Source organism: Paenibacillus sp. XP01, assembly GCF_057364885.1.
In genome coordinates, this window is sequence record NZ_CP139481.1 from 2,458,153 (window position 1) to 2,484,413 (window position 26,261).

The window sequence follows — 26,261 nt, forward strand, 5'->3', positions numbered from 1 at the left end:
AGCGAAGGTTTGTCCACGGATCGGGGAAAGAGTGCGGTCTACGCGTGATAAAACCGGGCAGTTGATCGTTTGTTTTAGGATAAGGGAGAGGTTATTCGTGGAAATGGAGTTGCCGATACAACAGATCATTCCCGAGCTGAGACAGCTGTTTCGGGATGGAGATACAGGGGTACTGACCGCCGAACCGGGCGCCGGAAAAACGACGGTGGTGCCGCTTGCGTTACTGGACGAACCTTGGGTCGAGGGACGCAAGCTGATCATGCTGGAGCCAAGGCGGCTTGCAGCGCGCTCCGCTGCGGCCCGCATGGCGGCTTCGCTTGGTGAAAAGGTGGGACAAACGGTCGGATACCGCGTTCGCATGGATACCCGGGTGAGCGCGGAAACACGCATTGAGGTGGTGACCGAAGGTGTGCTGACACGCATGCTCCAGCAGGATCAAGGGCTTGAAGATACGGCGATGGTCATCTTCGACGAGTTCCATGAGCGTCATTTGCATGGGGATCTCGGGCTGGCGCTTGCGCTTGAATCCAGGGCATTGCTGCGTCCGGATCTGAAGCTGCTCGTCATGTCGGCGACGCTGGATCCGGTACCGGTCTGCGGATTGATGGGTGAAGGCACCAGATGGTTGGCGTGTCCCGGAAGAACGTTCCCGGTGGAAACGAAGTATCTGCCCAAACCGGCGGCGGCTTCCGTGGAATCGTTCACGGCACAAGCCGTAGTCAGGGCGCTGAGGGAGCAGGAAGGGGACGTGCTGGTTTTTCTGCCGGGTGCGAGGGAAATTCACCGTACGGAACGCGAACTGGGCATCCTCGGGCTTCCTCCGCATGTTCAGGTGCACGCGCTATACGGCAGCATGCCTGTGGAACGTCAGGATGAAGCCGTTCGTCCGGCGGCGGCCGGATGGCGCAAGGTCGTGTTGTCCACCTCGATCGCCGAATCGAGTTTAACGCTGACCGGCGTGAAGGTTGTGGTGGATGCCGGACTCAGCCGGGCGTCCGCGTTTTCGCCCCGCACCGGCATGAGCCGGCTCGTTACGCTGCCGGTGTCCAAGGCATCGGCGGACCAGCGTCGCGGGCGTGCGGGGCGCATCGCGCCCGGGGTGTGTTACCGGCTGTGGAGCGAAGAGGCTCACGGCGCGCTGCCGGAGGCGGCGCGTCCGGAGATCGCGTCCGCGGATCTGGCCCCGCTGGCGCTGGAGCTTGCGGCTTGGGGCGTCCGGCAGCCGGAGGAGCTGCAGTGGCTGGACACCCCGCCTGCCGCAGCCTACGGCCAGGCACAGGCGCTGTTGCGCCAGCTGGGCGGCCTGGATGACGCAGGCCGCATCACGCCCTTCGGGCGGCGGATGAACGCGCTTGGCGTGCATCCGCGACTGGCCGGCATGCTGCTCCGCGCGGCGGAGCTCGGGCTGGCCGGCTACGCCAGCGTGCTGGCGGCGCTGCTGCAGGACCCGACGGGCCTGCGGGGCAGCGGAAGCGCGGGCACGGACCTGCGCCCGCGCGTGGAGGCGCTGCTGTCGGCCGGCAGCAGCGCAGCGGCGCAGACGGCGGCGGCCGATGCGGCCGCCGTGCGGCGCCTGCTGCAGGAGAGCCGCCAGCTGCGCGCGGCGCTCGGCCCGGCGGCGCCAGACCCGGCCCGGCCGGACGAGGACAGCTGCGGATTGCTGCTGTCCTTCGCGTACCCGGACCGGATCGCGCAGCGCCGGGAAGACGGCCGCTACCTGCTGAGCAGCGGCCGCGGGGTGCGGCTCCCCGCCACGGAGGCGCTGAGCCGGTCAGCCTATCTGGTCGCTGCCGATGCAGACGACCAGGGCGCGGACGCGCGCATTCTGCTCGCGGCCCCCGTCAGCGAACAGCGATTGCTGGATGCAAGCCCGCATCTGCTGCAGGAAGAAACGCTCGTCGCCTGGGATCGCAGTACCCGCAGCGTGCGCGCAAAGCGCAAATGGCGCATTGGGGCGATCGTGGTCAAGGAAGGCTCCATCGCGCAGCCGCCAGAGGAGGATGTGCTGGAAGCCATGCTGGACGGCATTCGCCTGGAAGGGCCGGGCTGCCTGCCTTGGACGAAATCGTCCAGACAGCTTGCGGACCGGCTGCGGTTCCTGCACCATCATTTGCCGGACTGGCCTGATCTGGCACCGGCCGCGGACGGACTGTCCGCCGAGCTGCAGGAGCAGCTTCGGCCGTTCGTCACGGGCATGCGCTCGGTCCAGGACCTGAAAAGCTTGTCCATGCATGACATCCTGCTCAGCGGTTTGGATTGGGGGAAACGTCAGCAATTGGATGAGGAGGCACCGACCCATGTTCAGGTGCCGAGCGGTTCGCGCATTCCGGTCGATTACAGCGATCCTGAAGCTCCGACCTTGTCGGTCAGGCTGCAGGAAATGTTCGGCCAGCAGGAGACGCCGCGAATCGCCGGCGGCCGCGTGCCGCTGACGCTGCATCTGCTTTCCCCCGCGCAGCGACCGGTACAGGTCACCCGGGATCTGGCCAATTTTTGGCGGGAAACGTATTTTGACGTTAAAAAGGACCTGAAAGGCCGTTATCCAAAGCACTACTGGCCCGACAATCCGCTGGAGGCTGTGGCCACGAACCGAGCCAAACCGCGTACATGACAGCAACAACCCCGTTTGAATGCCGCGAGGGTGGGTAAATACATAACGAACCACTCATAACAGACGGAGCCCCGCTGTACGGTGAAGGTACAGGGCAGGGTGCTGCCGGCTACAAACTGAGGAGGGATTGGTTATGCAAAATAAAATCGTTGGTGTTTTCAATACGGAACGTGAGGCTTCCCAAGCAGTAGAAGCGTTGAAGCAGCACGGATTTCAGCCGGAAGAAATTTCGGTGGTAACGCAAGACCGGGATGAGCTGAGAGCGATTCGCGAGGAAACCGGCTCAAAAGCGCCGGAAGGCGTGGCTGCTGGTGCGGCGACTGGCGGCGTAATGGGCGGCGTGGTCGGGCTGCTGGCAGGCATCGGGGCGCTCGCCATTCCGGGCATCGGCCCGATTCTGGCCGCCGGACCGATCGCCGCTACGTTCACCGGGGCAGCGATTGGTGCAGGCGCTGGCGGACTCGTCGGCGGATTGGTCGGCATGGGAATACCGGAGGAGGATGCCCGGCAATACGAAGAATACGTTCGGGGCGGCAAAATTTTGCTGCTGGTTGATACATCCGATCGCGATTCGGTCGTGTATGATGTGTTTCGGAACAGCAGCGAGCTGAACCGGGACAGATATAACCATTACGAGGCGGATCAAGCCAGGCCCGTAGAACGCACGGACCTGGACATGGAGGAACAGAGGCTGGAAGCGCAGACCAAAGCCGCGAAATACGGAAACAATACGTTCCTGTGACGATCACGGAAACTTCGAAGTTGATCGGTTGCCGCTTGCGATTCTCTAAATGGGCATCTGGCAGATTCACGGCTTGCGTGCTCGCGAGCCCATGATTCGAATGTTATGCGGACAACATAAAAGAGAGGCTCGGATCAGCCCGGCCCTCCTGTCTGGCAGTCTACAAAAGCCGGTTTTCCTGTGGGGAAGCCGGCTTCTGTATGGCGTCCGGTGCCAGGCAACCCGGTTATGCGCGGGGGCGTTAGAGGGAAGCATGAATACATAGGGACAACGGATTTGTTTTTGAGATCTGGCCGTTCAAGGGAACATTCCCATCGGTGAATACATGATTTGATCATATCCAATATGATCGTGGAAGGAGGCGGCAGAGATTCCGAGGAAGGAACGAATCGCAGCTATTGAAAGTCTAAGAGGCATGGCTTTTGCCGCCGTTGTGCTGCAGCATGCCATCGCCCATTTTTCGCTTGTGCCGGAAACGCGGCTGGAAGACGGCGTGTTGCTGGCGATTTTGCTCATGGCTACCAAGTTTGCCGTGCCGTTATTTATTTTTATCACAGGTATAGTGCTGTTTTACAACACTGGGGAAAAGCTTCATTACGGACAATTCATGTTCAAGCGATGGAAGGACGTCATTATTCCATATGTGATCTGGGCCTTGATTACGTTTGCTCTTACGCCGGGGATCTGGGCCGGTTTTGGTTGGCAGGAGATTCCCGGGCTGGCACTCAAGCTGATCACAGGCAAAACAAGCTCGCATTTCTGGTATATCATCATGTTGATTCAGTTCTATCTCGTATTTCCGCTGTTTTTGACAGCCGTACGATACGTGTACCGTCGATTTGACTCGAAGGGGCGGATGATCGCCCTGCTGGTCTCCGGTGCAGCATACCTGGTGCTTGCGGGACAACTCGGCAATATTGCGCGCGGCATGGAGAAGTTGAACATCCCGGTGCTGACGGACATGTTCACGACATATGCGGACCGCAATTTCCTGTACTTTTTCTTTTATTTTGTGCTGGGCGCGGCTGCCGGAATGGCCGTTCAGCGCTGGAACGAATGGGTCGAACGGTACCGAGGGGTATACTGGGCGGTGTTTATAATAACGGGTTTGCGGTTTATATATTTGTTACTGCAGGAATTTCAGAAGCCCGAAGGGATCCAGATCACGTTTTATACGGTAAGTCTGATCCGGCCGGACATGGCATTGTTTCTCGTTGCTTCCATCATGGTCATGTATGATCTGGCAAACAAATTGCGGCACCCCCGGACGTTGAAATGGCTCTCATGGATTGGCGGGGTTTCCTATGGCGGTTATTTAATGCACATGTTAATGCTCCGCTACAGCTATATCCCGGATGAACGAATGTATGTGGCGCTGGGTTTGAACCCGGTGATCCGCATGATCCTGACCTGGCTGCTCGCGCTTACGCTGTCATGCATACTCACTTGGATCGTTTCCAGGTTTGCTTGGGGCAGATGGATCGTTGGCACGGTTCCGGATCATAAGAAAAAAAGATAATTTCTTAGAATGATGAATCAATCAACATATGAAAAATTCACAACAAACACACCGCCCGCCGCCCGACCCGGGTCTTGACCAATGCTGCGCGAGAAGATGTTGGCAGTACAGCATCCGATATGCAGGCACGCGAACTGGCCGTTCCGATCGAATTTGTTAAATGACAGTCATCGCTTAAAAACATAAAGAGAACAACGTAATTTCTAAGTGTCAAAATTTAAACATATGAAAAATTCATAATAACCAAAACAGAGTGCGCGCCGGTCTCACCCCCCGATATGACCTGCCTCCTGTCGCCGTTCTTCCGGACGTTTGCCTCCATCCGAAAAACGGAGGAAGATGGCAGAATGCGAACATAAGTTTTATAATGGAATTAGCAAGTTTTGGACAAAGAGGGGGGAACGGGCATGGCTTTTATGATTGCGCAGCGGGCATTTATCAAGCTCTATCTCATCACAATGGTCGAACAGCATAGAGGATATGGCTATGAGATGCTGGAGGCCATGAAGCAGGAATTCAAAGCTTACGGGTATGTGCCGCCTCAGAGCGAGATCTACCGGGCACTGCACGAACTGGTGCAGCAGGGCATTTTTTATCGAACGAAAAAACTGAAGGGCAACGATCCCAAGGTGGATTTCCAGGAAATCGTATTGTACCATTTTACGCCAGACGGCGCGGAGAAAGCGGAGCTGTACAAAAAGCAGGTCAAAGCCGACTTGGACCGCTGTCTCGGCATGCTGCACAAGGCAGAGCAGGACAACTACGGCACGAAAGGAAGATGAGTATGCAGAGGCGGTTACAGTGGGGTGTGCTGGGCGCATCCACGATTGCAAAAAACGCGGTGATGCCTGCGATCCAGCAGTCCGAACGCGGCGAAGTGCTGGCATTGGCCAGCCGCAGCTTGGAAAAGGCCAAGGCCGTTGCGGAAGAGTTGAACATTGCGAGGGTGTACGGCAGCTATGACGAGCTTATTGCGGATCCGGATATTGAAGCCGTGTATGTCCCGCTGCCAAACCATCTGCACAAGGAATGGACGATCAAGGCGGCGGAGGCCGGAAAACATGTATTATGCGAGAAGCCGGCCGCTCTCACTGCGGAGGAATCCATGGAAATGATCGAGGCCTGCCGGAAGCATGGGGTGTTATTTGCCGAAGCGATCATGTACCGATATCACCCCAAGCACAGGAGGGTGGAAGAGATTATTGCCAGCGGAGAAATCGGGCGCGTGCGCGCGATCCATGGCAATTTTACCTGCAATTCGGCAGATGATAAAGACAACGTCAGGTTCAAAGCGGAGATGGGCGGAGGCTCGCTGTTCGACCTGGGGGTATACCCCATATCCGCAGCGCGGATGTATCTTGGGCAGGAGCCCGAAGCCGTTACCGTAAATGCGTTTTTTTCGGAGGAACATGGCGGTGTGGACATGATGGCCTCCGGGCTTGTCGAGTTTCCGGGTTCCGTTTCGCTGACGTTCGACTGCGGCCTATGGGCATCAGGAAGAGCCGAAATGGAAATCCTCGGTACAGAAGGGCGGATTGAACTGCCCAAAGTGTTCGGTTGGGAAAACAGCGACATTCCGCCGCAAATTATTATACATTTGGACTCCGTCAGCCGCGAGGAGCGGGTGTCCGTGTCCAACTCTTACGTATTGCAGGCAGAAGCTTTTGCCGACGCGGTCCTTGACGGTAAACCGTTGCCGTTTACGCCGGAAAACACCATCAACAATATGCGTGTGATCGAAGCGTGCTTGCAATCGGCCCGTACCCGGCAGCGAATCGTTCTGGACAGCCCGAATGCAAGGTAAGCGGCATTCTGCGCCAGCAGGCGGATGCCCATCCCTGAATGTCAGAAAGGTAGACTCCATTCCTTGCGATGCGAGTCTTTTTCTTTTGGTTTTCAAAATATTTAAAAATTTACAAATAAATCTATTTATGTTGACCTTTCTCCCTAAATGGCGTGATATAAATGATTTTGGAAGAACTTGTCTATAGTCATCTTGTCAAAGGCAAAACGGGTAAAGCAGTTCTTTCATTTCAATCAAACCGAGGGAGGCTGGTCACAATGAAAAAGTTTTGGTCCACCGTTTTGCTTGCCGTCATGTTTACATTTGTGTTTCTGACGGGAGCACAGTTCGCCCCGGCTGCGCAGCAGAAAGCATCGGCAGCCACATGCACGATCATCAACACGTTTAACGGCGTAGCAAACTATTTAAGCGCCAACGGCACGTTACCGTGCAACTTTATTACCAAATCGCAGGCGACAGCACTCGGCTGGGTAGCATCCAAGGGCAATTTGGCCGTGGTGGCGCCGGGAAAAAGCATTGGCGGCGACGTGTTCAGCAACCGGGAGGGCAAATTGCCTTCAGCCAGCGGAAGAGTTTGGCGCGAAGCGGATATCAATTACACCTCGGGCTTTCGCAATGCAGACAGAATCGTGTATTCTAATGATGGCTTGATCTACAAAACGACGGATCATTACGTGACGTTTACGCGAATGAAGTAAAGAAAGGAAGAGACGATGGGTAGCGTTATTTTGGATGGAACCCAATTTTCCACGAGCTCGGAGCTGCATGAACAATTGAAGACGAAATTAAAGCTGCCGGATTTCTACGGTGCGAATCTGGATGCGCTGTGGGATGGATTGACCGCCATGGCAGAAATGCCGCTCGAACTCAAATGGGTAAATTACGGCATCAGCGAGCAGCGTCTTGGTGCCGATGCCGAACGGTTTCGCAGCCTGATGGAGGAGGCGGAACAAGAGTTGCCCGATTTTAGATTTCTGGTTGAAGACTAATCGTTTGAAAAGCAAAGCAGGGCAACGCAATATTTTCGGTTCCAAATCAATATGGCTCGATGGAGCATGAAGCGAATGGACAGACCTTTGGAGGACAAGGGTCTGTTTTTTTGTTTGCCTTAGTTCGTATTGGCTGCGGCAGGGATGGTTAAATTTTTTTTCACGAAGGGGTTGAACTTTCATGAATTACCATTAAAATAAAATTAACATTAAAATTATTTTCACGTTGAAGGGTGGATGTATGATGAGTGAGAGCACGGTGGTGCAAAAACAAGGTATTTTCGAGTTGCTGCGAAATCGCTCATATGCGCAATTCATGCTGGCAAGGACCATTTCCAGGTTTGGCGATTCGGTAGATTCCATCGCATACGGCTGGATGGTATATCTGCTCACAGGCTCCAAACTGTTGATGGGCACGCTGATGGCCGTGAACTTTTTGCCCAACATTCTGTTTGGTCTGTTTGCCGGGGCGATGGTAGATCGGATGTCTCCCCAAAAAGTCATCGTGCTGGCGTACGCCGGCAGGGGAACGCTGGTAGGTTTGACGGCACTGTTGTTTAGTCTCGGTGAACTGCAAGTATGGCATCTGTTTGTCATGACCGTGCTCGTTTCGCTGCTTGAATGTTTTGCCACTCCTGCCGAGACGTCCAGCGTTCCCCGATTGCTGCCTCCCGGTCTGCTGTTGTCCGGAAACGCATTGTCCTCATCCATCGCGCGCATGTCAGAGCTTGCCGGCATCGCCGCGGCCGGTGCCCTGATCGCCGGAGCCGGCATCGCGTGGACCCTATGGATCGATGCGGCCTTGTTCGGGGCCAGCGCTTTCTTCATGGCCAAGGTGGTATTTCCGGGTATTCGGCCCGATGTGGTTCTTGAAGACACGAGTGAACCAGGCGAAGCCGCCGCTCCCCACGGCAGTCTTTTCTCCGAAATTATTGAAGCATTTCGCTTTTTGCGCACGATTCCCGTCCTTTTAATGACCTCCTTCCTGTTTGCTTTCGTCAATTTTTGCTTAATGCCCTTTAATGTGCTGCGCACGCCTTATGTGACTGAAATATTGAATGCCGGGGCCGGCGGATTAAGCCTGCTGAGCGGAATGATGGTTGCAGGCATGGTACTGGGCGGGTTGTGGCTGACGAACTGGGGTTCCAATTACCGCAAAAGCCTGCTGGTCATCCTCGGCATTGTGATGCTTGGGCTCAGTTATGCAATGACCGCGCTGCCTGCCTATATCGGGCAGTATCCGCTGGCTGTGGCGGCCGTTTTCGCTTTGCTGATGGGCTTCGGCATTCCGCTGGCCACCACGCCGCTGGCTTCTTACATGATGGAGGTGACGCCTTCCGGCATGCTTGGCCGAGTATCGGCGTTTCAAAGCATGCTGTGCCTCAGCGCTGTTCCCCTTGGAAGCCTGCTCTCCGGAGCCATCGCCGAGTGGGTGCCTATGCCCATCCTGTTTATCGGCTTTGGCGTAGCGATGGCATTGTCTGCGGCAGGGCTCATCATGAGCCCTACGTTCCGCCGTGTTTTGAAGTAGGGGAGAACCGTGAAACAACCATGAGTATCTGCAGCAAGCCTTTTGACCGCCTGCGCTTTCAAACGCTATAATGGTAGGAGATTGGAAGACACCAGGTACCCGGAAAAGAGGTTACAGGTATGCAGCGGAAAGTGTTATCAACCATAGAGGAAGTCAAAATATACTCTGATCCTTACCGGATGCAGATCTTGAATATGTATAACAAACAAGGCCGTCCGTCCACCGTCAAGGAAATCGCGGATCTCATGGGCGAGGTACCCGCCAAGGTGCATTACCATGTGAAAAAACTCGAATCCATCGGCCTGCTCAGCATGGTTTCGACGCGCGAAATCAACGGTATCATCGCCAAATATTATGAACCGTTCAAAGGGGAAATCCATCTGCGGCATGAGGACGAGGAGAATTCACCCCTGAAACAGGTGTTTCGTTCCGAAGCGATGAAACTGCTCAATGAAATGTACGAACAGAGCCGCCGACGGTTTATGAAACAGGCGGAGCATGGCGAAGACATGTTTGGGCAAATTTCGGACATGGCGCTGTACGGAACCCGGGAAGAGATGGAACAGCTTTTTAAGGCAATCACGAAACTGTGCGAACCGTATGCTGAAAAAGGAAAGCGGGGAGAACAGCAAGCATTCCAATTGTTCGTAACCGTGTCCGAACAGATGGAAGATGCTCCATCGGCGGGTAGCGACGATGTCGAACCTCAAGGGAAGGGCGAGCGTAAATCCCGCTCAGGTTCTAAGGATTCAGGCCATGCCGGGACTCGGTCAGCAGCGTCCGCGAAAAGGAAAAGGTAAGGCATCAATGTATTCAAGCTCATTCGGTCTGCCAGTCACCACCCGAAAATGAAAGCAAAACCAGATCGAATGGCATGACCAAAAGCCGCCTGCGGGCGGCTTTTGACGGTTTAGCTTTTGGGTGCTTCCGGGTGCGGGTCATCGCGGTTCATCGGCAGGGTGTTGGGCTGCAGATGCGAAATGACCTAGCTGCAATAAATAGTGAGGGAATGAACGGACTAATGTTACAGGTTCTCCTCGCGGCTTGCAGTGCCGCGTCCCGGCACGGTTGTCTCCGAATCGGACGTTCCGTATTCGCTGACGGCTTCCCAAGCGTCTGCATGATCAAACTTGCCTGCATGGCGCTGGCGTGCTTGTCCGGCGCCCCTTGGAGGCAAGGTCATGACATCTTCTTCGACAGGTCGGTCGCTGCTCAGCTCCCTGTTGGGGGTGTCATCGATGCAATAAGCGGTATATGGGATGGCCTCCAGCCGTTCGTAGGGAATATCTTTTCCGCAGATGATGCAGGTGCCGTACGTTCCGTCGTGCATTCGTTCCAGCGCTGCGTTGATCTGGTCGAATTCGTCCGCAAGCGTCTCGTCCACGGCCAGGTCGCGACTGCGTTCGAAGGTTTCGGTACCCGCGTCTCCAGGGTGGTTGTCATAGGATGACAGTTCTCCTGTGGAATCCTTCAGCGACTCTGCGGGAGCCCCATCCTCCATGCTTGAGGCGAAATGGCGCTGCAGGTTCTCACGTTGTTCCAGGAGCGCGTTTTTGAGGTTGGACAGCTCGGTTTTCGTCAATGTACTCATTATGAATGCTCCTTTCAAATGCGTGGTGTAGTTCGTTTTTACCCGAATTTCATGCGGTGCAATCATGCTGCCTGAATGAGGTTGTCCGTGAATAGCGGCATATCCTGGGGATAATGATGGAGATGATTTTATATCTTTCGAATAATGTGTTATAAAAAATATATAGAGATAATGCCGCTGGTTCCTAGCACAGCCGCATGGGACCGCAGCGCGTTCTAATGGAGGGCGTCGAGATGGATGAACATATGAAACGAAGATTGGACAAACAAAAACAGCTGTTCAAACAGCTGGGCGTACAGTTGGACGCATTGTCCATACATGAAAAGCAATTCAACTATAAATTGCGCGGCTACGATCCGGAAGAAGTGGATGCGTATCTGGACATCGTGATCAAGGATTACGAACGCTTCTATGCCAATATTGCCGATCTGATGGACAAATGGCAGGACCAGCAGCTTACGATCCGCGAGCTCAAGGCAACGGCCAAACCGGTGGAGGATCCGAACAAAATCGACCGCAAACAGCTTGAAGACATCGTAAAGCAGCTGGAATACAGCGTGCGCCAATTGAAGCTTAGAGCGCGCCCTGAACAAAATTTGTTTCCGGAATAAGCAAGCGCAACGGGTTTATCAAACATAAAAGGTGGTTAATCATGAGTACTCATTTTTCGGTCAGTGTGCACTGTCTGCTGCTGTTGTCGTGCAGCGCTCCTGAGCGAATGACTTCCGCATTGATTGCGGGGAGCGTCAACACCAATCCGGTTGTGGTCAGACGCATTATGGGCAGCCTGAAAAAGGCGGGCCTCGTCGATTCGTCCCCGGGAACCCGGGGGTTTTATCTGGCTAAGCCGTCCAGCGAAATCACGCTGGCGATGATCTATGAAGCTGCCAAGGACGAGGGGCCGCTATTCCCGATCCACGGCAATTGCAATCCAAACTGCGACGTAGGCATGCGGATCGATGGCTTGCTGACGAACCTGTACCGGGTGGCCGAGGAAAAGGTACAGCAGTTTTTTGCCACGATTACATTGGAGGATATGGAACGTGCCTGTGCGGACAGCGAAGTCGCGGTCCGGTAACCGCTTTGGCCCGGAATCGCATCGAAAGGAGGAGAACGCATGAAAATCGTCGTTATTTCCGACACTCACATGCCCGGAAGGGCAAAGGAATTGCCGCAGCCGCTGCTGGCAGCATTGCCCGAAGCCGATCTTATCCTGCATGCCGGCGATTGGTCGGATTGGAGCGTATATGAACTGTTGAGCGGTTATGCTCCGGTGGAGGGAGTTGCGGGCAACACCGATCCGGGCAGCATCGGGAGAAAGTTGGGATATTCCCGGATTGTGGAAGCGGACGGTTTCCGTTTTGGACTGGTACACGGCCACATCGGCTCGAAATCGACGGAGGAGAACGCCATTGCCACGTTTGCCGGGCAGCATGTGGATGCGGTTATTTTCGGGCATTCGCATATTCCGCTGCTGCGGACGGTGAATGGCCTGCTTGTTTTTAATCCCGGTTCAGCGACGGATCGCCGGCGTCAGCCGCAGTGTTCCTTTGGCATCATCCATACGGATGGAGGATCATTGCAGGCCGAGCACGTCTTTTATGATCGGTAATGTTTGTCCATAACCATGCGATGAACCGTGAAGCATTCCTTTTTCAGAAATGATTTCTGAATGGGGGTGCTTTTTTTTGCTGTATGGGTTTATCTCTGAATGCGCAATCTGGCGCTGCGTTTATCTCTCGTTCATCTGTTTCGCCAAGTGGGTATGGAGGCGCTTCAAGGAATGCTACAATGCGGGTAAACCTTGATTTGAATACGATTACATAAGGGAGATGAGCACAATGAAGCTGTCCGTATTTACCGTGGCAACCCCGGACATGACGGCAGAACAATTGGCTGCGGCTGCAGCCTCGGCCGGAATCGAAGGGGTGGAGTGGAGATTTCGCGGCATCCCGGAGGCCGCACGGTCCGAGACGCCTTCTTTTTGGGGAAATAACCGTTGTTCCATCGATCCTGCCCGTTGGGAAGAAGACGTACCTGCATTCCGTGAAGCAGCCATTCAACATGGCCGGCGTTCCATTGCGCTTGTACCCTACCTGAACTGTGGCGATCTGCCTGCGACTGTGCAAGCCTTTGAGGCAGCTTCTGCGCTGGGAGCTTCCATGATGCGCGTGGGCGTACCGGGGTACAACCGCCAAACGGCGTATCCAGCGTTGTACGCCCAGGCTGTGCGTTATTTGACAGAGGTCCAGGATCTTGCCAAACAATACAAGGTCAAGGCACTGGTGGAAACGCATCATTTCACGATTGCACCGACGGCTTCGCTCGCCTATCGGCTGGTGGAATCGCTGGATCCCGACCATGTGGGCGTACTGTACGATCCAGGCAACATGGTACATGAAGGGTATGAAAATTACCGGATGGGACTGGAATTGTTGGGACCTTATCTGGCACATGTGCATGTGAAAAATGCAGGATGGTATCCGGACGCAAAGGAACAGGCCGATGCTGAATCGAACGAGGGAGGGACCACGTCGGCGGCCTCGTTACCGCTTCGGGCCGGATGGACATCCCGGTGGGCTCCGCTCACAGGTGGGATCGTGGATTGGGTGCAGGTTGTCCGGGATCTTAAAGCGGTCGGATACGATGGATATTACGGTATTGAAGACTTTAGCGGAACGTATGCTTCGGCGGAGATGCTTCAGCATTTTGCCGACGTGATGGCAGGCATTGAACGTCAACTGGAGGAGGAAGTGCGAGTATGAGCTTAGTGAGAGTAGCGGTGATCGGGATCGGAAATATGGGAGCAGCGCATGCCAGAACGCTTGCTGCAGGAGATGTGCCAGGGGCTGAACTGGCTGCGGTATGCGATGTCAGGAGCGAAATGGCGGAATGGGTGACCGCGAATCTTCCGTCATCGGTGGCATTTTGGCAAGAGCCGGAGCAAATGATGTCTTCGGGCACGATCGATGCGGTTATCATTGCTACGCCGCATTACGATCACCCCGAGCAGGCCATTCAGGCGTTCCGCCATGGGCTGCATGTCATGATCGAGAAACCGGCGGGAGTATATACGAAACAAGTCCGTCTCATGAATGAAGCTGCCGCAGCCAGCGGCAAGGTATTTTCCATTATGTACAACCAGAGGACCAATCCGCTCTACGTAAAGCTGAAGGACCTGATCTCATCCGGAGAGCTTGGCGAGGTCAGACGAACGAACTGGATCATTACGAACTGGTACCGCTCGCAAAGTTATTACGACTCCGGCGGCTGGCGTGCGACATGGGCCGGCGAAGGCGGCGGCGTTCTGATCAATCAGGATCCGCATCAGTTGGACCTCTGGCAGTGGACGATCGGCATGATGCCTGTCCGCATGCGGGCCTTCTGTGCTTTCGGCAAGTATCGAAACATCGAAGTCGAGGACGACGTGACCGCATATGTCGAGTATGAAAATGGAGCAACCGGCGTTTTCGTGACGACGACAGGCGAAGCGCCGGGCACGAACCGGTTCGAAGTGAGCGGCGATCGCGGCAAAATCGTCATCGAAGAGGGGAAGCTGACGTTCTGGCGGCTGCGTGAACCGGAGCCGGAGTTCAACCGTCGTTACACGGGGGGATTCGGTCAACCGGAATGCTGGAAATGTGAAGTTCCCATTCATGGAACGGAGTCCGGTCACCCTGGCCTCATTCGCAATTGGATCAACGCGATACGAAACGGTGAGAAGCTGATTGCTCCGGGCGTGGAGGGGATTCATGGTTTAACGTTGTCCAATGCGATGCTGCTGTCTACCTGGACCGATAACTGGGTCGATCTGCCGATCGATGAGGACCTGTTCCATGAGCATTTGCAGGCGCGAATCGCGAATTCGACGTTCAAGAAAGAACAAGTGAGCCGCAGCGCTCAGCCTGCCGACCTTTCACAGACGTTCAAATAATTGAAGCTGTGGCCACTCTAAATTTTACATGCGAAAGGATGGAAACGGTATGCCGAAAGACGGAATGTTCTATGCTCCCAAAAGTATCAAAAGAGAGGCTGTTTGCGGTCCGGGGGAATTTACGATCGGTGCGGTGGCGTTGGACCACGGACATATCTACGGCATGGTCCAGGGATTGGTCGAGGCCGGTGCCACGCTGAAATGGGTATACGATCCAGACCCGGCCAAAGTGGAAGCGTTCCGCCAGAAATTTCCCCAAGCTCAAGCCGCATCGTCCGAAGCGCAGGTACTGACGGATGATGACGTGAAGCTGGTAGCCGGGGCAGCGATTACCTCCGAACGGGCCCCGCTGGGCATGAGAGTGCTGGCGGCAGGCAAAGATTACTTTACGGATAAAGCGCCGTTTACGACGCTGGAACAGTTATCCCTCGCCCGTGAGGAAGTGAAGCGCACCGGAAAAAAATACATGGTGTATTACAGCGAACGCCTGCATGTGGAAAGTGCGATTTATGCCGGCCAACTGATCGACGACGGCGCGATCGGCCGGGTCGTGCAAGTCATGGGTACCGGACCGCACCGATTAAATGCGGCTTCGAGACCGGATTGGTTTTTCCGGCATGCGCAGTATGGGGGCATCCTTTGCGATATCGGGAGCCATCAGTTCGAGCAGTTTCTGACGTTTGCGTCCTGTACGGATGCTGAAGTCAATTACAGCCGGGTGCATAATTTCCACCATCCGCAGTTCCCCGAACTGGAGGATTTCGGCGAAGCGTCGCTGACTGGCAATAACGGGGCCTCCGGTTATTTCCGGGTGGACTGGTTTACGCCGGATGGACTCGGCACTTGGGGCGACGGCCGGACCGTTATTCTGGGCACCGACGGTTACATCGAGCTGCGCAAATATACCGACATTGCCAGAGAGGCGCAAGGGGATCAGGTATATCTGGTGAACCACGAAGGCGAATACCGATTCGGCGTCAAAGGCAAAGTGGGTTACCCGTTCTTCGGCGCGCTCATCCGTGACTGCATGGAACGTACGGAAACGGCAATGACCCAGGAGCATGCCTTCAAGGCGGCAGAGATTTGCCTGATCGCGCAGCAGAAGGCGATGGTAGACCGAGCGGTGGAAAGTCATGGTTCGAAGTGAGTAGGGTAAGAGATTGATGCCAGGAGAATAAATGTTGTACGAGAAAGGCAGCTTGCTGATGCGGTTGCCTTTTTGGTATGGAGGATCAGGAAATTCCTGTTCGCAAATACCACAATATGGGTTATGATATACGAAGGGCAGGAATTTACGAAGTACATGGATTTCATGAATACACAACGTTATGTAAAACCTAACCAATTTTAGCAAATGAATAATACGATTCTAAGGATGAGTGAGGTTAGTATTTTTTTCTGGATATTAATTCCATATGTGGAGGCGTTATTTATGGGGAGAGTAGTATTATTTGAGTTAAGTAGTCAAGACCCGGAACGTGCAGCAGCTTTTTATTCTTCGGTTTTCGGATGGAAGATTGCTGAGCCTAATTGGGGTTACTACCCAGTGACAACAGGCGATGATCATAAACCAGGAATACATGGAGGTATTTCCAAAGGACCTCAAGATTTTCCGCATGGAACAAGGATTCAAATTGAAGTAGACGATATTGAAGAATCCATTAGGAAGTCAGTTGAATTAGGAGCTCAGATTGTAAGAGATAAGATGGAATTCGATAATTTTTATTTAGCCTATTTAGTTGATCCTGTAGGTAATGGAATTGGATTAATTCAGAATAAGTCATAATAGTTTTGAATTTTGGGTCTGCAAAGCAGATCTTTTTTTATAGTGCTAGTAAAGAAAATGCTATTCATTTGGGAGGAATGTATTGTGAGCAAGCTAATTCAGTGTGTAGATCATGTTCAATTACCGGTAAGTAATCTTGAAAAAGCAACGGAATGGTATTCCAATGTCCTTGGATTAGAGATTATGTCTTTAGGGTGGCTGAAATTTGGCGAAGGACCGTTGTTAATGCTTCATCAAAGCAGCAAAGATACAAACGTTTCATGGCTCTCAGAAGAGGATTTTCCGATGCCGGCATTTATGTTTTTGACAAAGGATATAAAGAAACTATTTGAAACATTAAAGGAAAACAAAACCATCATAAGAATGTATCAAGATGAAGGATTTGGATGGGTTATTAAATTCGTTGATCCATTTGGAAACGAGTTAGGTGCATATCAGCCGAATGCTCAAAATTAGAGAGGGGATTTCAATGAAGTTTCCATTAGTAGTTTTAGATTTAGATGGTACACTCCTCAACTCAAATAAAGAAATATCTCAACGTAGCTATAATGCCATTACGGAGTGCATAAGTCTAGGAATGAAATTCATCTTTGCGACAGCACGTCCTCCAAGAGCAGTCAGGTCATTTATGAAAGAAGAATTACTCAGATTAAGTTCTTTTATTTATTACAATGGGGCTTATATAGAATGTGAGCATACAGGAATTAACGATCATGTACCGATTGAATCTGAAACTACAGCTGAAATCCTGGATTATTGTCTCAATTGTAACCCTGATCTTGACTTAAGTTTAGAAGTGAAAGATGAATGGATGAGTTTAAGGGAATATGACTACACAACACTCATTAAGGTCAAAGATAACCCTATTGTAAAGCCACTTGAAGATCTCAAACGACTTGAGGCATCAAAGATCCTTTTTTCTGGAAACATTGATATGGTTTCATTCATGGAGAAATTTAATACGAAATTAAATATTCTAACTACAGACAATGGAAAGCTAACTCAGCTTTCATCCATTAGGGCTTCTAAGGAAAATGCAGTAGCGGTTTTATGCAAGGCGATGAACATTTCACTCGAAAACGTCATGGTTTTTGGTGATGATTTTAATGACATAGGATTATTTAATTCTTGTGGATGGCCGGTGGCAATGGGGAATGCCATTGAAGAATTGAAACTGATATCGAAAGAGATTACTGAAACTAATGATAACGATGGAGTGGCAATGATCTTAGAAGACTTTATTTCGGGAATACGAGAACGTTAGATCGAAACCTGTGTAAGGAAAAGAATGTTTGGTGCTGACATTAAAGAATGGAGTCTAGGGCGATGAAAAACAATAGAGTAAGAATATTAACGACACTACTCTTTGGTGTGATATTTACTGTTACTGCTGGAGCAGTTCTATATTTATTAAAGCAAGATAAAGAGAGCATGAATATCAGTTGGTTAATGACGGTCTGTTTATTCTCCATCTTAATTACAGGTGGAAACCTAACAGTGTTGATTACAAAAAGAAATGAGGGTAGATCAAAACAATCGAATAAGAAATAGAGTAAACCCTATATAAACCGCAAAAAACATACATACGTAAACGGAGAGGCAGAACCAATCTGGAGAAGCGAAGCGTTCGCCTAAAAGCTTTCTGAAAGAAAGCTGCATCGGAAGCATAGGCTTATCACCGGATTTTCCCCTAAGAAGAGGGGATTCAAAAAAATCTGGGGATAACAGCGATCGGAAGATGGTACTGCACTCGCAGTGGCCTTGTGTGATTGATTAATGCGGTTAAGTACTGAGGGATTCCGGGGAAGCAGAAGTAGCCAGACACCTAGCACCTTGGTTAGGACAGTGAGCATGGGGAACGTTAGCTGAAACATTACTGCAATGTTGAAGGAAGGTGTTTCGTTGAAGATAGATATGGTTTCTGAAACGGAGTATATCGTGTCTGAGTTGATTATTGAGAGTATTCCAACCCAAAGGTTCTGTATCTTTGATTTAGAGGCCACAGGGCCAAATGAAGAAGAGGACCAAATTATTCAAATTGGTGCGCTGATCATGAATAGCCGTTCAGGCGAAATCGAAAAGACATATGAAACATTGATTAAACCATCTAAACCGATACCTGAAGTGATTGAGCGATTAACTGGAATTACTAATGAAGATGTTATTGAAGCATCACAATTAACAGAAGTTTTCTCTGAATTCATAGACTTTTGCAAAGGGGCAGTATTAGTAACTCAAGCTGGTTATGAGTATGATTGGCCGTTGCTGATGAATGAATGTAAAAGAAACAATTTACGGATGATTCCTAATAAGATCATTGATACTAAAGCATTATTCACATTTCTTTTTCCCGAGGTTGTTGAAATCATTTCTACAAACTTTTTGATTAAGTATTTTAACATCGATGACTCAGATATAAGGCGGCATAATGCACTAGGAGATAGTTTCTTGATTGCAAGAATATTCAATGAGCTGATGATAGAACTAAATAATAGAGAAATCGTTGACATCAATATTCAGAATCCTCTAACAATAAAGAGAGTACAACTGCAGAAACTCTTGTAAGTATAACGGGATAAAGCAACAATCTAACCTAACAACATATTCTTATAATGGGCATTCGACCTCGGTCCATGGAGGATAAAAAAACAAAAACTTACGGGGTCTGTTATTGATTAAATCAAGGGAACGGGCAAGCTTTTCATCCTTCACCTCAGCAAGATCCGTACCTTTCGGGAAAACTCTCGAAGCAGCCCGTTCGCATTCTCATTGGAACCCCGTTGTCAAGGGGAATAAGGGTCCACAAATAAACGTATAAATATCCTTGCTCACAATTAGAGACAAGAATTAAGAGTAGTTCAAGCAAATGCTTCGAGGGCGGAAACTTTAGTTAACAACGCATTCACGCATCGGACAGCTCCGCTCCTCCTCGGTCGCCAGGAGAGAACAAGTGCGCCAGTCTATCCAGGCAAGCAATACGCCACCAATTAGTTGAAGCCATATCTGGTAACCGATAAGCAAGTGGGTCAACCAAGCAAGGCCGAATGCGGCCTTACACCCGTATAGTGCATCGGCCGTTGCCAATCCCAGGCCAGATACAAATCCGTACCAGCCTCCTTGAGTCAGTGATCTCCGAATGCAAATCACCACTATCGGCTCCACGGGTGCCGCAAACGCCAAGCAATGATACATCCTTTGAGTAACAAAGGAAATATCCATCGTTTCTTACCTTCCATAAATCATTTCTCGATGCGATCCGCCACGGACTGACCCTCATGATCATACCAGATAAATTGGAGACTCTTTCCTGCCTCAGTGCCGATGAATTCCAGTTCGGTCGCGGTTTGTTGCTCGTAGAAACGTACATTACTGATGGGCAGCAATAAAAACTCCATTTCGTTGCCTAGCCGCATATAAAGTTGACTGTATTTAACATAAACCTTCACAGATATCGATTGTTCCTGTTCATCTGAGAAACAGTATTCACCCAGAAACGGTTCATAGTCTTCCGATGTGCGCGGAATAATGGTGCGGTGGGCCGCTGGCCGCGGCATTTCAATCTGTTCGCCGGCAAGAATCTGTTCAATACTCTGGATCAACTGCTGTGTATAGGCAAATTCCCGTTCCCCATTTTGCAGGAGGATCAGTGTGGTATCCTGCTCGATATAGCGTTTGAAGAGAGTGGCATATCCAGGCCAACCACCGCTGTGCCACACCATTTTGCCTAGCTGATCATGATGCTCGATCAGCCATCCAAATCCGTAGTCAAAGGATTCTCCGTTATTCAGCACTACTGGTGCGAACATGGCTTCGCGCAACTGCGGATGTATAAACTTGTCATCATAAAGCGCACGATCCAAACGAAGCAGATCCATGACCGTACTGTTCACCATGCCATCTCCCTGCAAACCGTCCAAATAGTCGACATAATTCAGTTCCGGCACCATATCCGGCAACACATATCCACCGTGTTCCAGCCGATAGACATAGCCCCAGGCGTAGTCTTTCGGAACCGGGCCTGGATCAAAACGTCGGTTGTATACGCGTGTCCGCGTCATACTGAGCGGCTGAAAAATCTGCTCGGACAAAAAGTCTGCATAGGACTGACCGCTTATCCGTTCGATTAGAATAGCCAGCATAATGTAACCCGTATTGCTGTACATCCAACTGTCATTAGGTGCAAACAGTGAGGCGGGCCGGTGAGCGGCCAGCATGTCCATTACATCATTGTTGACAGCCTTCTGTGCAGGATTCCACTTCTTGGCGAATAACTCCATATAGTCCGGCAGCCCTGATGTATGGGTCAGTAAATGACGGATGGTAATACCCGGATAGGGCAAATCAGGCAGCCATCTGGACACAGGATCGTCCCACTCCAATTTTCCCAACTGATGCAAGCGTATGATGCCCAATGCAGTAATCGGTTTGGAGACCGAAGCTAACTCGAACATCGAATCTGTGGTAAGCGTACGCACGCGATCTTTGTTAAATTCTGCGATGCCCATCGCATCACAAAGGAGAGGTATACCCTGTTTGGCAATCAGGATTACGCCATTAAAATGTTCTTGTTCTCTAATATGCTCCATGAGTGCAGACAATTGTGCTGCCCGTTCTTTCAATTCTCCTGTCATTTATACTCCTCCTTTGGTTCTACAAATACTCCTGCAAACGCAGGGGCTCTTATTGATCAAGCGATGCTGCTCACACTCCTGCTCCGATTGTTTACGATTACAATAGCTATAGCCCGGTCAGCTTGAAAAAAAGTCTGTTTCTCTTTTTCCATCACTCCTCTTTCTGCGCTTCCTTCTGCCCATCGATTCCATGAAGGCCGAATTTGCTCGCATAGTGTGCCAACGCCTCATCCAGCCAAGCGCTCTCCCGTTCGTTAAATGGCATATCCACCAACTGGTTCAAACATTCATGCTCCTCTTCTGGAATATGGGCAAAGTTTGCAATCGCCTTGTCATCAAGAAAACCGAGTATCCGCTGCACATAGAAACCTAGCATTTCCTCGGCTTCCAAAGCATCCGGCTCTCCTGCCGCTAAACGCTTAACGGCTTCGGCAAAAGCAAGCATTTCCCGATCCAATTCAGCTGCGGCATCTTGGGAGATATCGAACAAGGCAGTTGCCGTTTGCTCTGACAGATGCTCAGCCACCCAACTGCGCTGTTTGTCCTCCCTTAGCATGTTACGTATCAGCAGAAACATCATGTTATGCTCCAGTTCACCTTCACGCTGCAGGATGGTTAGCAGCCGTTCGAGGATCTCCAGCGACTTGTCAAGTTCAGCGCGGGCGGCTTGCAGGGCTTGCTGCTGCATATTCAGTGTTTCGACCAAACTCATCTCCGATTCGCGATGATGAATGAATTTGCGAATACGTTCCAAAGAAAAACCGAGCGATTTCAATCCAATGATTTTCTGCAAGGTGATCAAATCACCAGTACCATAGATTCGATGCCCGTTTTCCTGACGACGTGGGCACAGCAGCCCCACCTCTTCATAATAATGAAGCGTCCGTATCGGAATGCCGCTCAATTCGGCAAATTTTCCGATGGAATAATGTGTACTGCCCATCGTCATCTCCTCCTCATGCCTCCATTATATAACCTCCAGTAACTGTAGGAGCAAGCAGAACAAATCACATAAAAATGATTACAGGAACAATGAAATTTTTGATTTCGCGAATCAATACCGTATAGATATCAACAGGCACTTGCTGCGCCAGAAAGGCGAAATTCATCTGCTTGGCGCTGCCCTGATAGAAACAAAGTGTTAGCGGTGAAAGGTTTTTGGCCTTGCAATCGAGAATAAAAGAAGCAGATCCTTCAAAATTGAGTTGATGTTTGGCTTGACTCGGCTTCTCTGCGTTTCCAGCTTGTTTTGACGACGAGGAATGTTCAAAGCTTCAGCCAGATGTTCGATAGGGCTGAATTTCTCATACTGAGCTTGCAAATCCCAGGCGAACCATTGGACTTACTGGAAAACTACTCGAAATACATACATGGAGACAAGAATAAAAATTACTTTGAAAGCAACACGAAAAAGTGGGTGGCATCTTCTAACATCGAATTCAACGGAAACAATAAGAACGGCTAACTGGTATCGCACTTAACGTATCGAGACTCGTGAATGCAGAAACGTTATTAAAAGATCAGCGTAATGTCTGAAAAAACAAACTTGCTTGAATGAAAAAAACAATTTGAGAGGTACCAAGAAATTAATAAAACTGAAGGGTAGTAAAACTGAGGAAGACATCAGGAGACAATTAATAGGATCGCATGAATCGCTATTCAATGACGAAATAAGATCAGGATTACTTTCTGTGATAAAGAGGTTTTTTCCGCAAATGAAAACCGCTAGATAATACCTATCTAAAAGGGCTCAGAAAAAATCCTCAGATTACATTAGCGATTGCACTTGAACTTGCAAATATGGATCTTAAAGAAATGACTAATTGCAAAATGGATAATGGTAGATCATTCGGGGAAGACACTGACATCCTGTAACACGATATCTAGGCCGCGGATTCTGTCCTTGCTTCGCATTTAGGTGTATGCGGAGAGTTCGCTTTTTTTTGAATTTGAAAAGCTTCTCGGTTCGTGAATAACGTTATCCGAAATGTTGAACTGGACATTTACACGATAAAAATCACTGGTTCAACTTCTATAATGAGATATGAGGTGCTGACTATGTCTATATTTACTTTAACGGCTGCAATGAAGTACGCTGCAAACGATGATATTGAAACATGGATACATCACTTTCTGAATGGTGAAGGAGAGAACGTTGGATTATCGAATGGACTTAAGTTAAAAACAAGGTACTGGCTCGGACCAGTCGAAATCGAGACAAGTTATCTTAGCAGAGTTGTTGGGCCAGAATCACATATGGAGTATGTAGAGGATGAGAATTGGTGGAATCATACCATAAATCAAATTTGCGAGCGATTAGAGGCTGGATGGGATATGCCTCCGTTAATTGCTGAAAATCGAAATGGATCTTTTAGTGTACGAGACGGTAATCACCGACTTGGCGCACTGCAAAAGTTAAATAAAGAAAAGTGTCATGTAATTATATGGGACGATCATAGCGTAGATCACATATTAAAGGCTATGCCTCGTTGAAAGGATACGAAGTACAAGAAAGGAGGAAACGATGAAAATTCAGGACATCCCCATTGAGATCATAGACCAAATAGGAGAAGTACGAAGAATTACTTTTCCCAGGCAAGGTCATACCTCTATCGTCGCTATTTTAGATACACCCGATCAAAAGTACATTATCAAGAAGACAGAAAACGACCTATACAATGAATGGTTATCCAAAGAATATAAGGTACTTCAATATCTTTGCGATACAGGGCTGCCCGTTCCGAAAGCGTATTCATTCTGTGCCAAGAACCAATCAAGATGGCTTCTGATGGATTATATGGATGGAATAAGTTTGAGGGAATTTCTAGCTCGAGAGCCTGATCTCAAAGAAAAGGAAAAAGCCATCTTCAACTTTGGACGTTGTTTAAAGAAAATACATGAATGTGCTTGCCCTATTGAATTGTTGAAGAAGGATCATTCTTGGTTAGATTCAATGCTACTCCAAGCAGAATATAACCTAACCCACTTTGCTGTAGATGGATCAGAAGAACTGCTTAAACGGTTGAAAGAAGATAAACCAAAACCGATCGAGAATACGTTGATTCATGGCGATTTTACAATAGATAATGTATTAGTGAATGAATGCAATATCGTTGGAGTTATTGACTGGTCAGGAGCTGCGTTCGGAGATCCAAGATATGATGTCGCTTTAGCAATAAGACCGAAACATAATGCTTTTGAGAATGAACGAGATCAAGAAATATTTTTTGACGCATATGGAACGTTGAGAATAACGGATGAAGAATATGATTACTTCGAGAACGGAATATATAACTTCTTTTAGTGCCGCTTCAAAACCGAAAATACGAAGAAGGTGAAGATTGAATTGTTTAACCTTAAAACCTCCCAAAGCGACTCGTTCAAAGAACTAAATAAGTATGTTTCGGACGTAAAGCAGTTCATATCCGCTACCGCTGCTGCAACGTATATTATTCATAATGATCGGATCGTGAATGAATGGTATGCAGGAACACATGACAAGGCTACAGATAGCCGATTCGTTGATACCAAATCACGCTTCAATGTCGCTTCCGTCCGGAAGACTTTTTTAGGGTTTGCTGTTAGTCTTGCACTCGTTGAAGGTAAGATCAAAAGCATAGATGACCTTGTTGTTGATTACTTAGGAGACATAGATCGCGAAGTATTCGACCATACAACCATAAGGCATTTATTAACCCATACCCACGGACTGGATAGCCTATATCATAGACAGTTTCTCCAAGGGACCGACTGGAACTACAATAATGTCGGTGTGAATTCGCTTATTGAGCTTATCCGGAAATTATATAAGATGCCTTTGGCACGATTGCTTGAGAACCGCGTATTTTCGCCTTTGGGATTTAATCAAACCGGATGGAGCAAGGAACAGAATGACAAGTTAGTTTGGCTAAACGAGTCCTACGCAGACGATCAGGGCAATGAAGCTAACTTGTTTATGAGTGCGAGAGAATTGGCCTTTTGGGGTTATCTGCATTTAAATAAGGGAGCCATACAGGGGAACCAGCTATTTCCTAAAGAAATATTTGAGCAAGTTACCACGATCATTACACCTCCCGGTTTGGAGCGAAAATTACCGAGAAATGGATTTTTCTGGTTTGTGCAAGATGAGCCGCGTTCTTTAACGGAATTAGGCGATACACTTCCATATGGTTCTTTTCAATCTTTGGGTGCTACCGGATGCGCATGTCTTGTCATACCCGAGTATAGAACCGTGGCGGTCAGAATGTATAATCAGAACGGACCAAAAGACGGGAAGTATTGAGAGTCCAACCATCAATAATGACAGGCCAGTGAGCAGCGATCAACATTTATTTTAGAGGAGATGATCTATTGAACAAATATCGTGTGCATGAAACCAACAGATCGTATTGGAACACCAAGGGAAATGACTTTTTGGAAGCCATCGTGCTTCCTTTATATGGAGCATTTGTGTCGGAAGAAAAACACCAGCTTTTTGGCGATGTTTCAGGAAAAAAGCTGTTAGAGATCGGCTGTGGAAACGGTCAATCCTTGCAATATCATGGGGAACGCCAATCAAAAGAACTTTGGGGTTTGGACATGTCGGACAAACAAATTGAAAAGGCAAAGCAGCGTATGGCGGAGAGCGGTCTTTCAGCAACATTGATCTGTTCTCCCATGGAAGAAGAATGCGGCATTCCGTTAGCCTATTTTGATGTTGTTTATTCGATTTATGCCATAGGCTGGACAACCGACCTTGAAGGCACTTTTCGGCGGATCGCTTCATATTTAAAAAAAGACGGCGTATTTATTTTCAGTTGGTCTCATCCTATACACAAATGTATTGTTGAAGAAAATGATCGTTTTACGTTTAACAAGCGTTATTTCGATGAATCTTGGTATTCGGTATCTCCTGATTTTTGTCAAGGCGACCTTACCTTATCCGACCGCAAACTATCTACCTATATCAATGCGTTGGCTAAAGCAGGGTTTGTTATTGAACAGATGATTGAAGAAACCGACAATGAAATAGCAGAGCTGCGCGATGAAAATAATGATTTGGTAAAAAGAGCGAAGATGTTCCCTGTAACCTTTGTGGTCAAAGCAAGAAAACTTTAAAGCATCATCGATCGTTCCAACAATGG

The 26,261-nt window shown here is 49.7% G+C and carries 28 protein-coding genes and 1 pseudogene; 24 read left to right on the forward strand and 5 right to left on the reverse strand.

Annotation, left to right across the window (positions count from 1 at the left end):
• Positions 1 to 103: 103 nt before the first annotated feature.
• The 9 genes from hrpB to SNR34_RS11425 all read left to right on the forward strand — a co-directional run bounded on the left by hrpB (position 104) and on the right by SNR34_RS11425 (position 9,996).
• The gene (gene hrpB, locus SNR34_RS11385; protein ID WP_486182441.1) at positions 104 to 2,611 is read left to right on the forward strand and encodes an ATP-dependent helicase HrpB; all 2,508 of its coding nucleotides are present in this window, start codon (positions 104 to 106) and stop codon (positions 2,609 to 2,611) included.
• Positions 2,612 to 2,744: 133 nt separating this feature from the next.
• Positions 2,745 to 3,353 (forward strand): general stress protein, encoded by a 609-nt coding sequence (locus SNR34_RS11390; protein ID WP_339277545.1) that lies wholly within the window; start codon positions 2,745 to 2,747, stop codon positions 3,351 to 3,353.
• A gap of 397 nt (positions 3,354 to 3,750) precedes the next feature.
• Positions 3,751 to 4,872 (forward strand): acyltransferase, encoded by a 1,122-nt coding sequence (locus SNR34_RS11395; protein ID WP_486182442.1) that lies wholly within the window; start codon positions 3,751 to 3,753, stop codon positions 4,870 to 4,872.
• Positions 4,873 to 5,279: 407 nt separating this feature from the next.
• Positions 5,280 to 5,654: a replication termination protein gene (locus SNR34_RS11400; protein WP_236417231.1), complete on the forward strand. Its 375-nt coding sequence runs from the start codon at positions 5,280 to 5,282 to the stop codon at positions 5,652 to 5,654.
• Between the two features lie 2 nt (positions 5,655 to 5,656).
• Entirely contained in the window at positions 5,657 to 6,676 is a 1,020-nt protein-coding gene (locus SNR34_RS11405) for a Gfo/Idh/MocA family protein (protein ID WP_486181895.1), read from the forward strand.
• Positions 6,677 to 6,933: 257 nt separating this feature from the next.
• A complete protein-coding gene (locus tag SNR34_RS11410) occupies positions 6,934 to 7,374 on the forward strand; it encodes a ribonuclease (protein WP_339277549.1) in 441 nt (146 codons plus the stop codon).
• A 15-nt stretch (positions 7,375 to 7,389) separates the two neighbouring features.
• The gene (locus SNR34_RS11415) at positions 7,390 to 7,665 is read left to right on the forward strand and encodes a barstar family protein (protein WP_236417237.1); all 276 of its coding nucleotides are present in this window, start codon (positions 7,390 to 7,392) and stop codon (positions 7,663 to 7,665) included.
• Positions 7,666 to 7,909: 244 nt separating this feature from the next.
• Entirely contained in the window at positions 7,910 to 9,196 is a 1,287-nt protein-coding gene (locus tag SNR34_RS11420) for an MFS transporter (RefSeq protein ID WP_343259493.1), read from the forward strand.
• A 119-nt stretch (positions 9,197 to 9,315) separates the two neighbouring features.
• Entirely contained in the window at positions 9,316 to 9,996 is a 681-nt protein-coding gene (locus tag SNR34_RS11425) for a helix-turn-helix domain-containing protein (protein WP_486181896.1), read from the forward strand.
• A gap of 224 nt (positions 9,997 to 10,220) precedes the next feature.
• Here SNR34_RS11425 and SNR34_RS11430 read toward each other — a convergent pair whose 3' ends face one another.
• Positions 10,221 to 10,787, reverse strand: a complete 567-nt coding sequence (locus SNR34_RS11430) for a TraR/DksA C4-type zinc finger protein (protein WP_486181897.1) — start codon at positions 10,785 to 10,787, stop codon at positions 10,221 to 10,223.
• 233 nt (positions 10,788 to 11,020) lie between these two features.
• On the opposite strand from SNR34_RS11430, the gene SNR34_RS11435 reads away from it, so the two are divergent.
• The 11 genes from SNR34_RS11435 (at position 11,021) to SNR34_RS11485 (ending at position 19,072) form a co-directional block, all read left to right on the forward strand.
• The gene (locus tag SNR34_RS11435) at positions 11,021 to 11,398 is read left to right on the forward strand and encodes a DivIVA domain-containing protein (RefSeq protein WP_236417245.1); all 378 of its coding nucleotides are present in this window, start codon (positions 11,021 to 11,023) and stop codon (positions 11,396 to 11,398) included.
• Positions 11,399 to 11,439: 41 nt separating this feature from the next.
• Positions 11,440 to 11,865, forward strand: coding sequence for an Rrf2 family transcriptional regulator (locus SNR34_RS11440; RefSeq protein ID WP_236417247.1), 426 nt, complete (start codon positions 11,440 to 11,442; stop codon positions 11,863 to 11,865).
• A 39-nt stretch (positions 11,866 to 11,904) separates the two neighbouring features.
• Positions 11,905 to 12,399 (forward strand): metallophosphoesterase family protein, encoded by a 495-nt coding sequence (locus SNR34_RS11445; protein ID WP_486181898.1) that lies wholly within the window; start codon positions 11,905 to 11,907, stop codon positions 12,397 to 12,399.
• Between the two features lie 229 nt (positions 12,400 to 12,628).
• The gene (locus SNR34_RS11450) at positions 12,629 to 13,552 is read left to right on the forward strand and encodes a sugar phosphate isomerase/epimerase family protein (RefSeq protein ID WP_486181899.1); all 924 of its coding nucleotides are present in this window, start codon (positions 12,629 to 12,631) and stop codon (positions 13,550 to 13,552) included.
• Complete coding sequence (locus tag SNR34_RS11455; RefSeq protein WP_339277561.1) at positions 13,549 to 14,721, forward strand: Gfo/Idh/MocA family protein; 1,173 nt, start codon at positions 13,549 to 13,551, stop codon at positions 14,719 to 14,721. Before SNR34_RS11450 ends, SNR34_RS11455 begins: the two co-directional genes overlap by 4 nt.
• Before the next feature lie 49 nt (positions 14,722 to 14,770).
• Complete coding sequence (locus SNR34_RS11460) at positions 14,771 to 15,868, forward strand: Gfo/Idh/MocA family protein (RefSeq protein ID WP_236417255.1); 1,098 nt, start codon at positions 14,771 to 14,773, stop codon at positions 15,866 to 15,868.
• A 285-nt stretch (positions 15,869 to 16,153) separates the two neighbouring features.
• Entirely contained in the window at positions 16,154 to 16,507 is a 354-nt protein-coding gene (locus tag SNR34_RS11465) for a VOC family protein (protein WP_236417256.1), read from the forward strand.
• 84 nt (positions 16,508 to 16,591) lie between these two features.
• Positions 16,592 to 16,963, forward strand: coding sequence for a VOC family protein (locus tag SNR34_RS11470; protein WP_486181900.1), 372 nt, complete (start codon positions 16,592 to 16,594; stop codon positions 16,961 to 16,963).
• 13 nt (positions 16,964 to 16,976) lie between these two features.
• A complete protein-coding gene (locus SNR34_RS11475) occupies positions 16,977 to 17,771 on the forward strand; it encodes an HAD family hydrolase (protein ID WP_486181901.1) in 795 nt (264 codons plus the stop codon).
• Positions 17,772 to 17,833: 62 nt separating this feature from the next.
• Positions 17,834 to 18,058 carry a hypothetical protein gene (locus SNR34_RS11480; protein ID WP_343259492.1) on the forward strand — a complete coding sequence of 75 codons (225 nt, stop codon included), beginning with the start codon at positions 17,834 to 17,836 and terminating at the stop codon, positions 18,056 to 18,058.
• A 330-nt stretch (positions 18,059 to 18,388) separates the two neighbouring features.
• On the forward strand, positions 18,389 to 19,072 hold the full coding sequence (locus SNR34_RS11485) for a 3'-5' exonuclease (RefSeq protein ID WP_486181902.1): 684 nt from the start codon (positions 18,389 to 18,391) through the stop codon (positions 19,070 to 19,072).
• A 42-nt stretch (positions 19,073 to 19,114) separates the two neighbouring features.
• Here SNR34_RS11485 and SNR34_RS11490 read toward each other — a convergent pair.
• From SNR34_RS11490 to SNR34_RS11505, 4 genes and pseudogenes are all read right to left on the reverse strand, one after another.
• Positions 19,115 to 19,314: pseudogene (locus tag SNR34_RS11490) on the reverse strand (IS30 family transposase); the annotation flags it as partial.
• A gap of 79 nt (positions 19,315 to 19,393) precedes the next feature.
• The gene (locus SNR34_RS11495) at positions 19,394 to 19,699 is read right to left on the reverse strand and encodes a LysE family translocator (RefSeq protein ID WP_486181903.1); all 306 of its coding nucleotides are present in this window, start codon (positions 19,697 to 19,699) and stop codon (positions 19,394 to 19,396) included.
• A gap of 47 nt (positions 19,700 to 19,746) precedes the next feature.
• Positions 19,747 to 21,138, reverse strand: a complete 1,392-nt coding sequence (locus SNR34_RS11500) for a serine hydrolase domain-containing protein (protein ID WP_486181904.1) — start codon at positions 21,136 to 21,138, stop codon at positions 19,747 to 19,749.
• Between the two features lie 151 nt (positions 21,139 to 21,289).
• Entirely contained in the window at positions 21,290 to 22,081 is a 792-nt protein-coding gene (locus tag SNR34_RS11505; RefSeq protein WP_486181905.1) for a MerR family transcriptional regulator, read from the reverse strand.
• Between the two features lie 1,025 nt (positions 22,082 to 23,106).
• Between SNR34_RS11505 and SNR34_RS11510 the strand changes: the two genes are divergently transcribed.
• The 4 genes from SNR34_RS11510 to SNR34_RS11525 all read left to right on the forward strand — a co-directional run bounded on the left by SNR34_RS11510 (position 23,107) and on the right by SNR34_RS11525 (position 26,235).
• A complete protein-coding gene (locus tag SNR34_RS11510) occupies positions 23,107 to 23,631 on the forward strand; it encodes a hypothetical protein (RefSeq protein WP_486181906.1) in 525 nt (174 codons plus the stop codon).
• A gap of 31 nt (positions 23,632 to 23,662) precedes the next feature.
• Complete coding sequence (locus SNR34_RS11515) at positions 23,663 to 24,442, forward strand: phosphotransferase family protein (protein WP_486181907.1); 780 nt, start codon at positions 23,663 to 23,665, stop codon at positions 24,440 to 24,442.
• A 30-nt stretch (positions 24,443 to 24,472) separates the two neighbouring features.
• On the forward strand, positions 24,473 to 25,420 hold the full coding sequence (locus SNR34_RS11520) for a serine hydrolase domain-containing protein (RefSeq protein WP_486181908.1): 948 nt from the start codon (positions 24,473 to 24,475) through the stop codon (positions 25,418 to 25,420).
• A gap of 68 nt (positions 25,421 to 25,488) precedes the next feature.
• Positions 25,489 to 26,235, forward strand: coding sequence for a class I SAM-dependent methyltransferase (locus tag SNR34_RS11525; protein WP_486181909.1), 747 nt, complete (start codon positions 25,489 to 25,491; stop codon positions 26,233 to 26,235).
• Positions 26,236 to 26,261 lie beyond the last annotated feature (26 nt).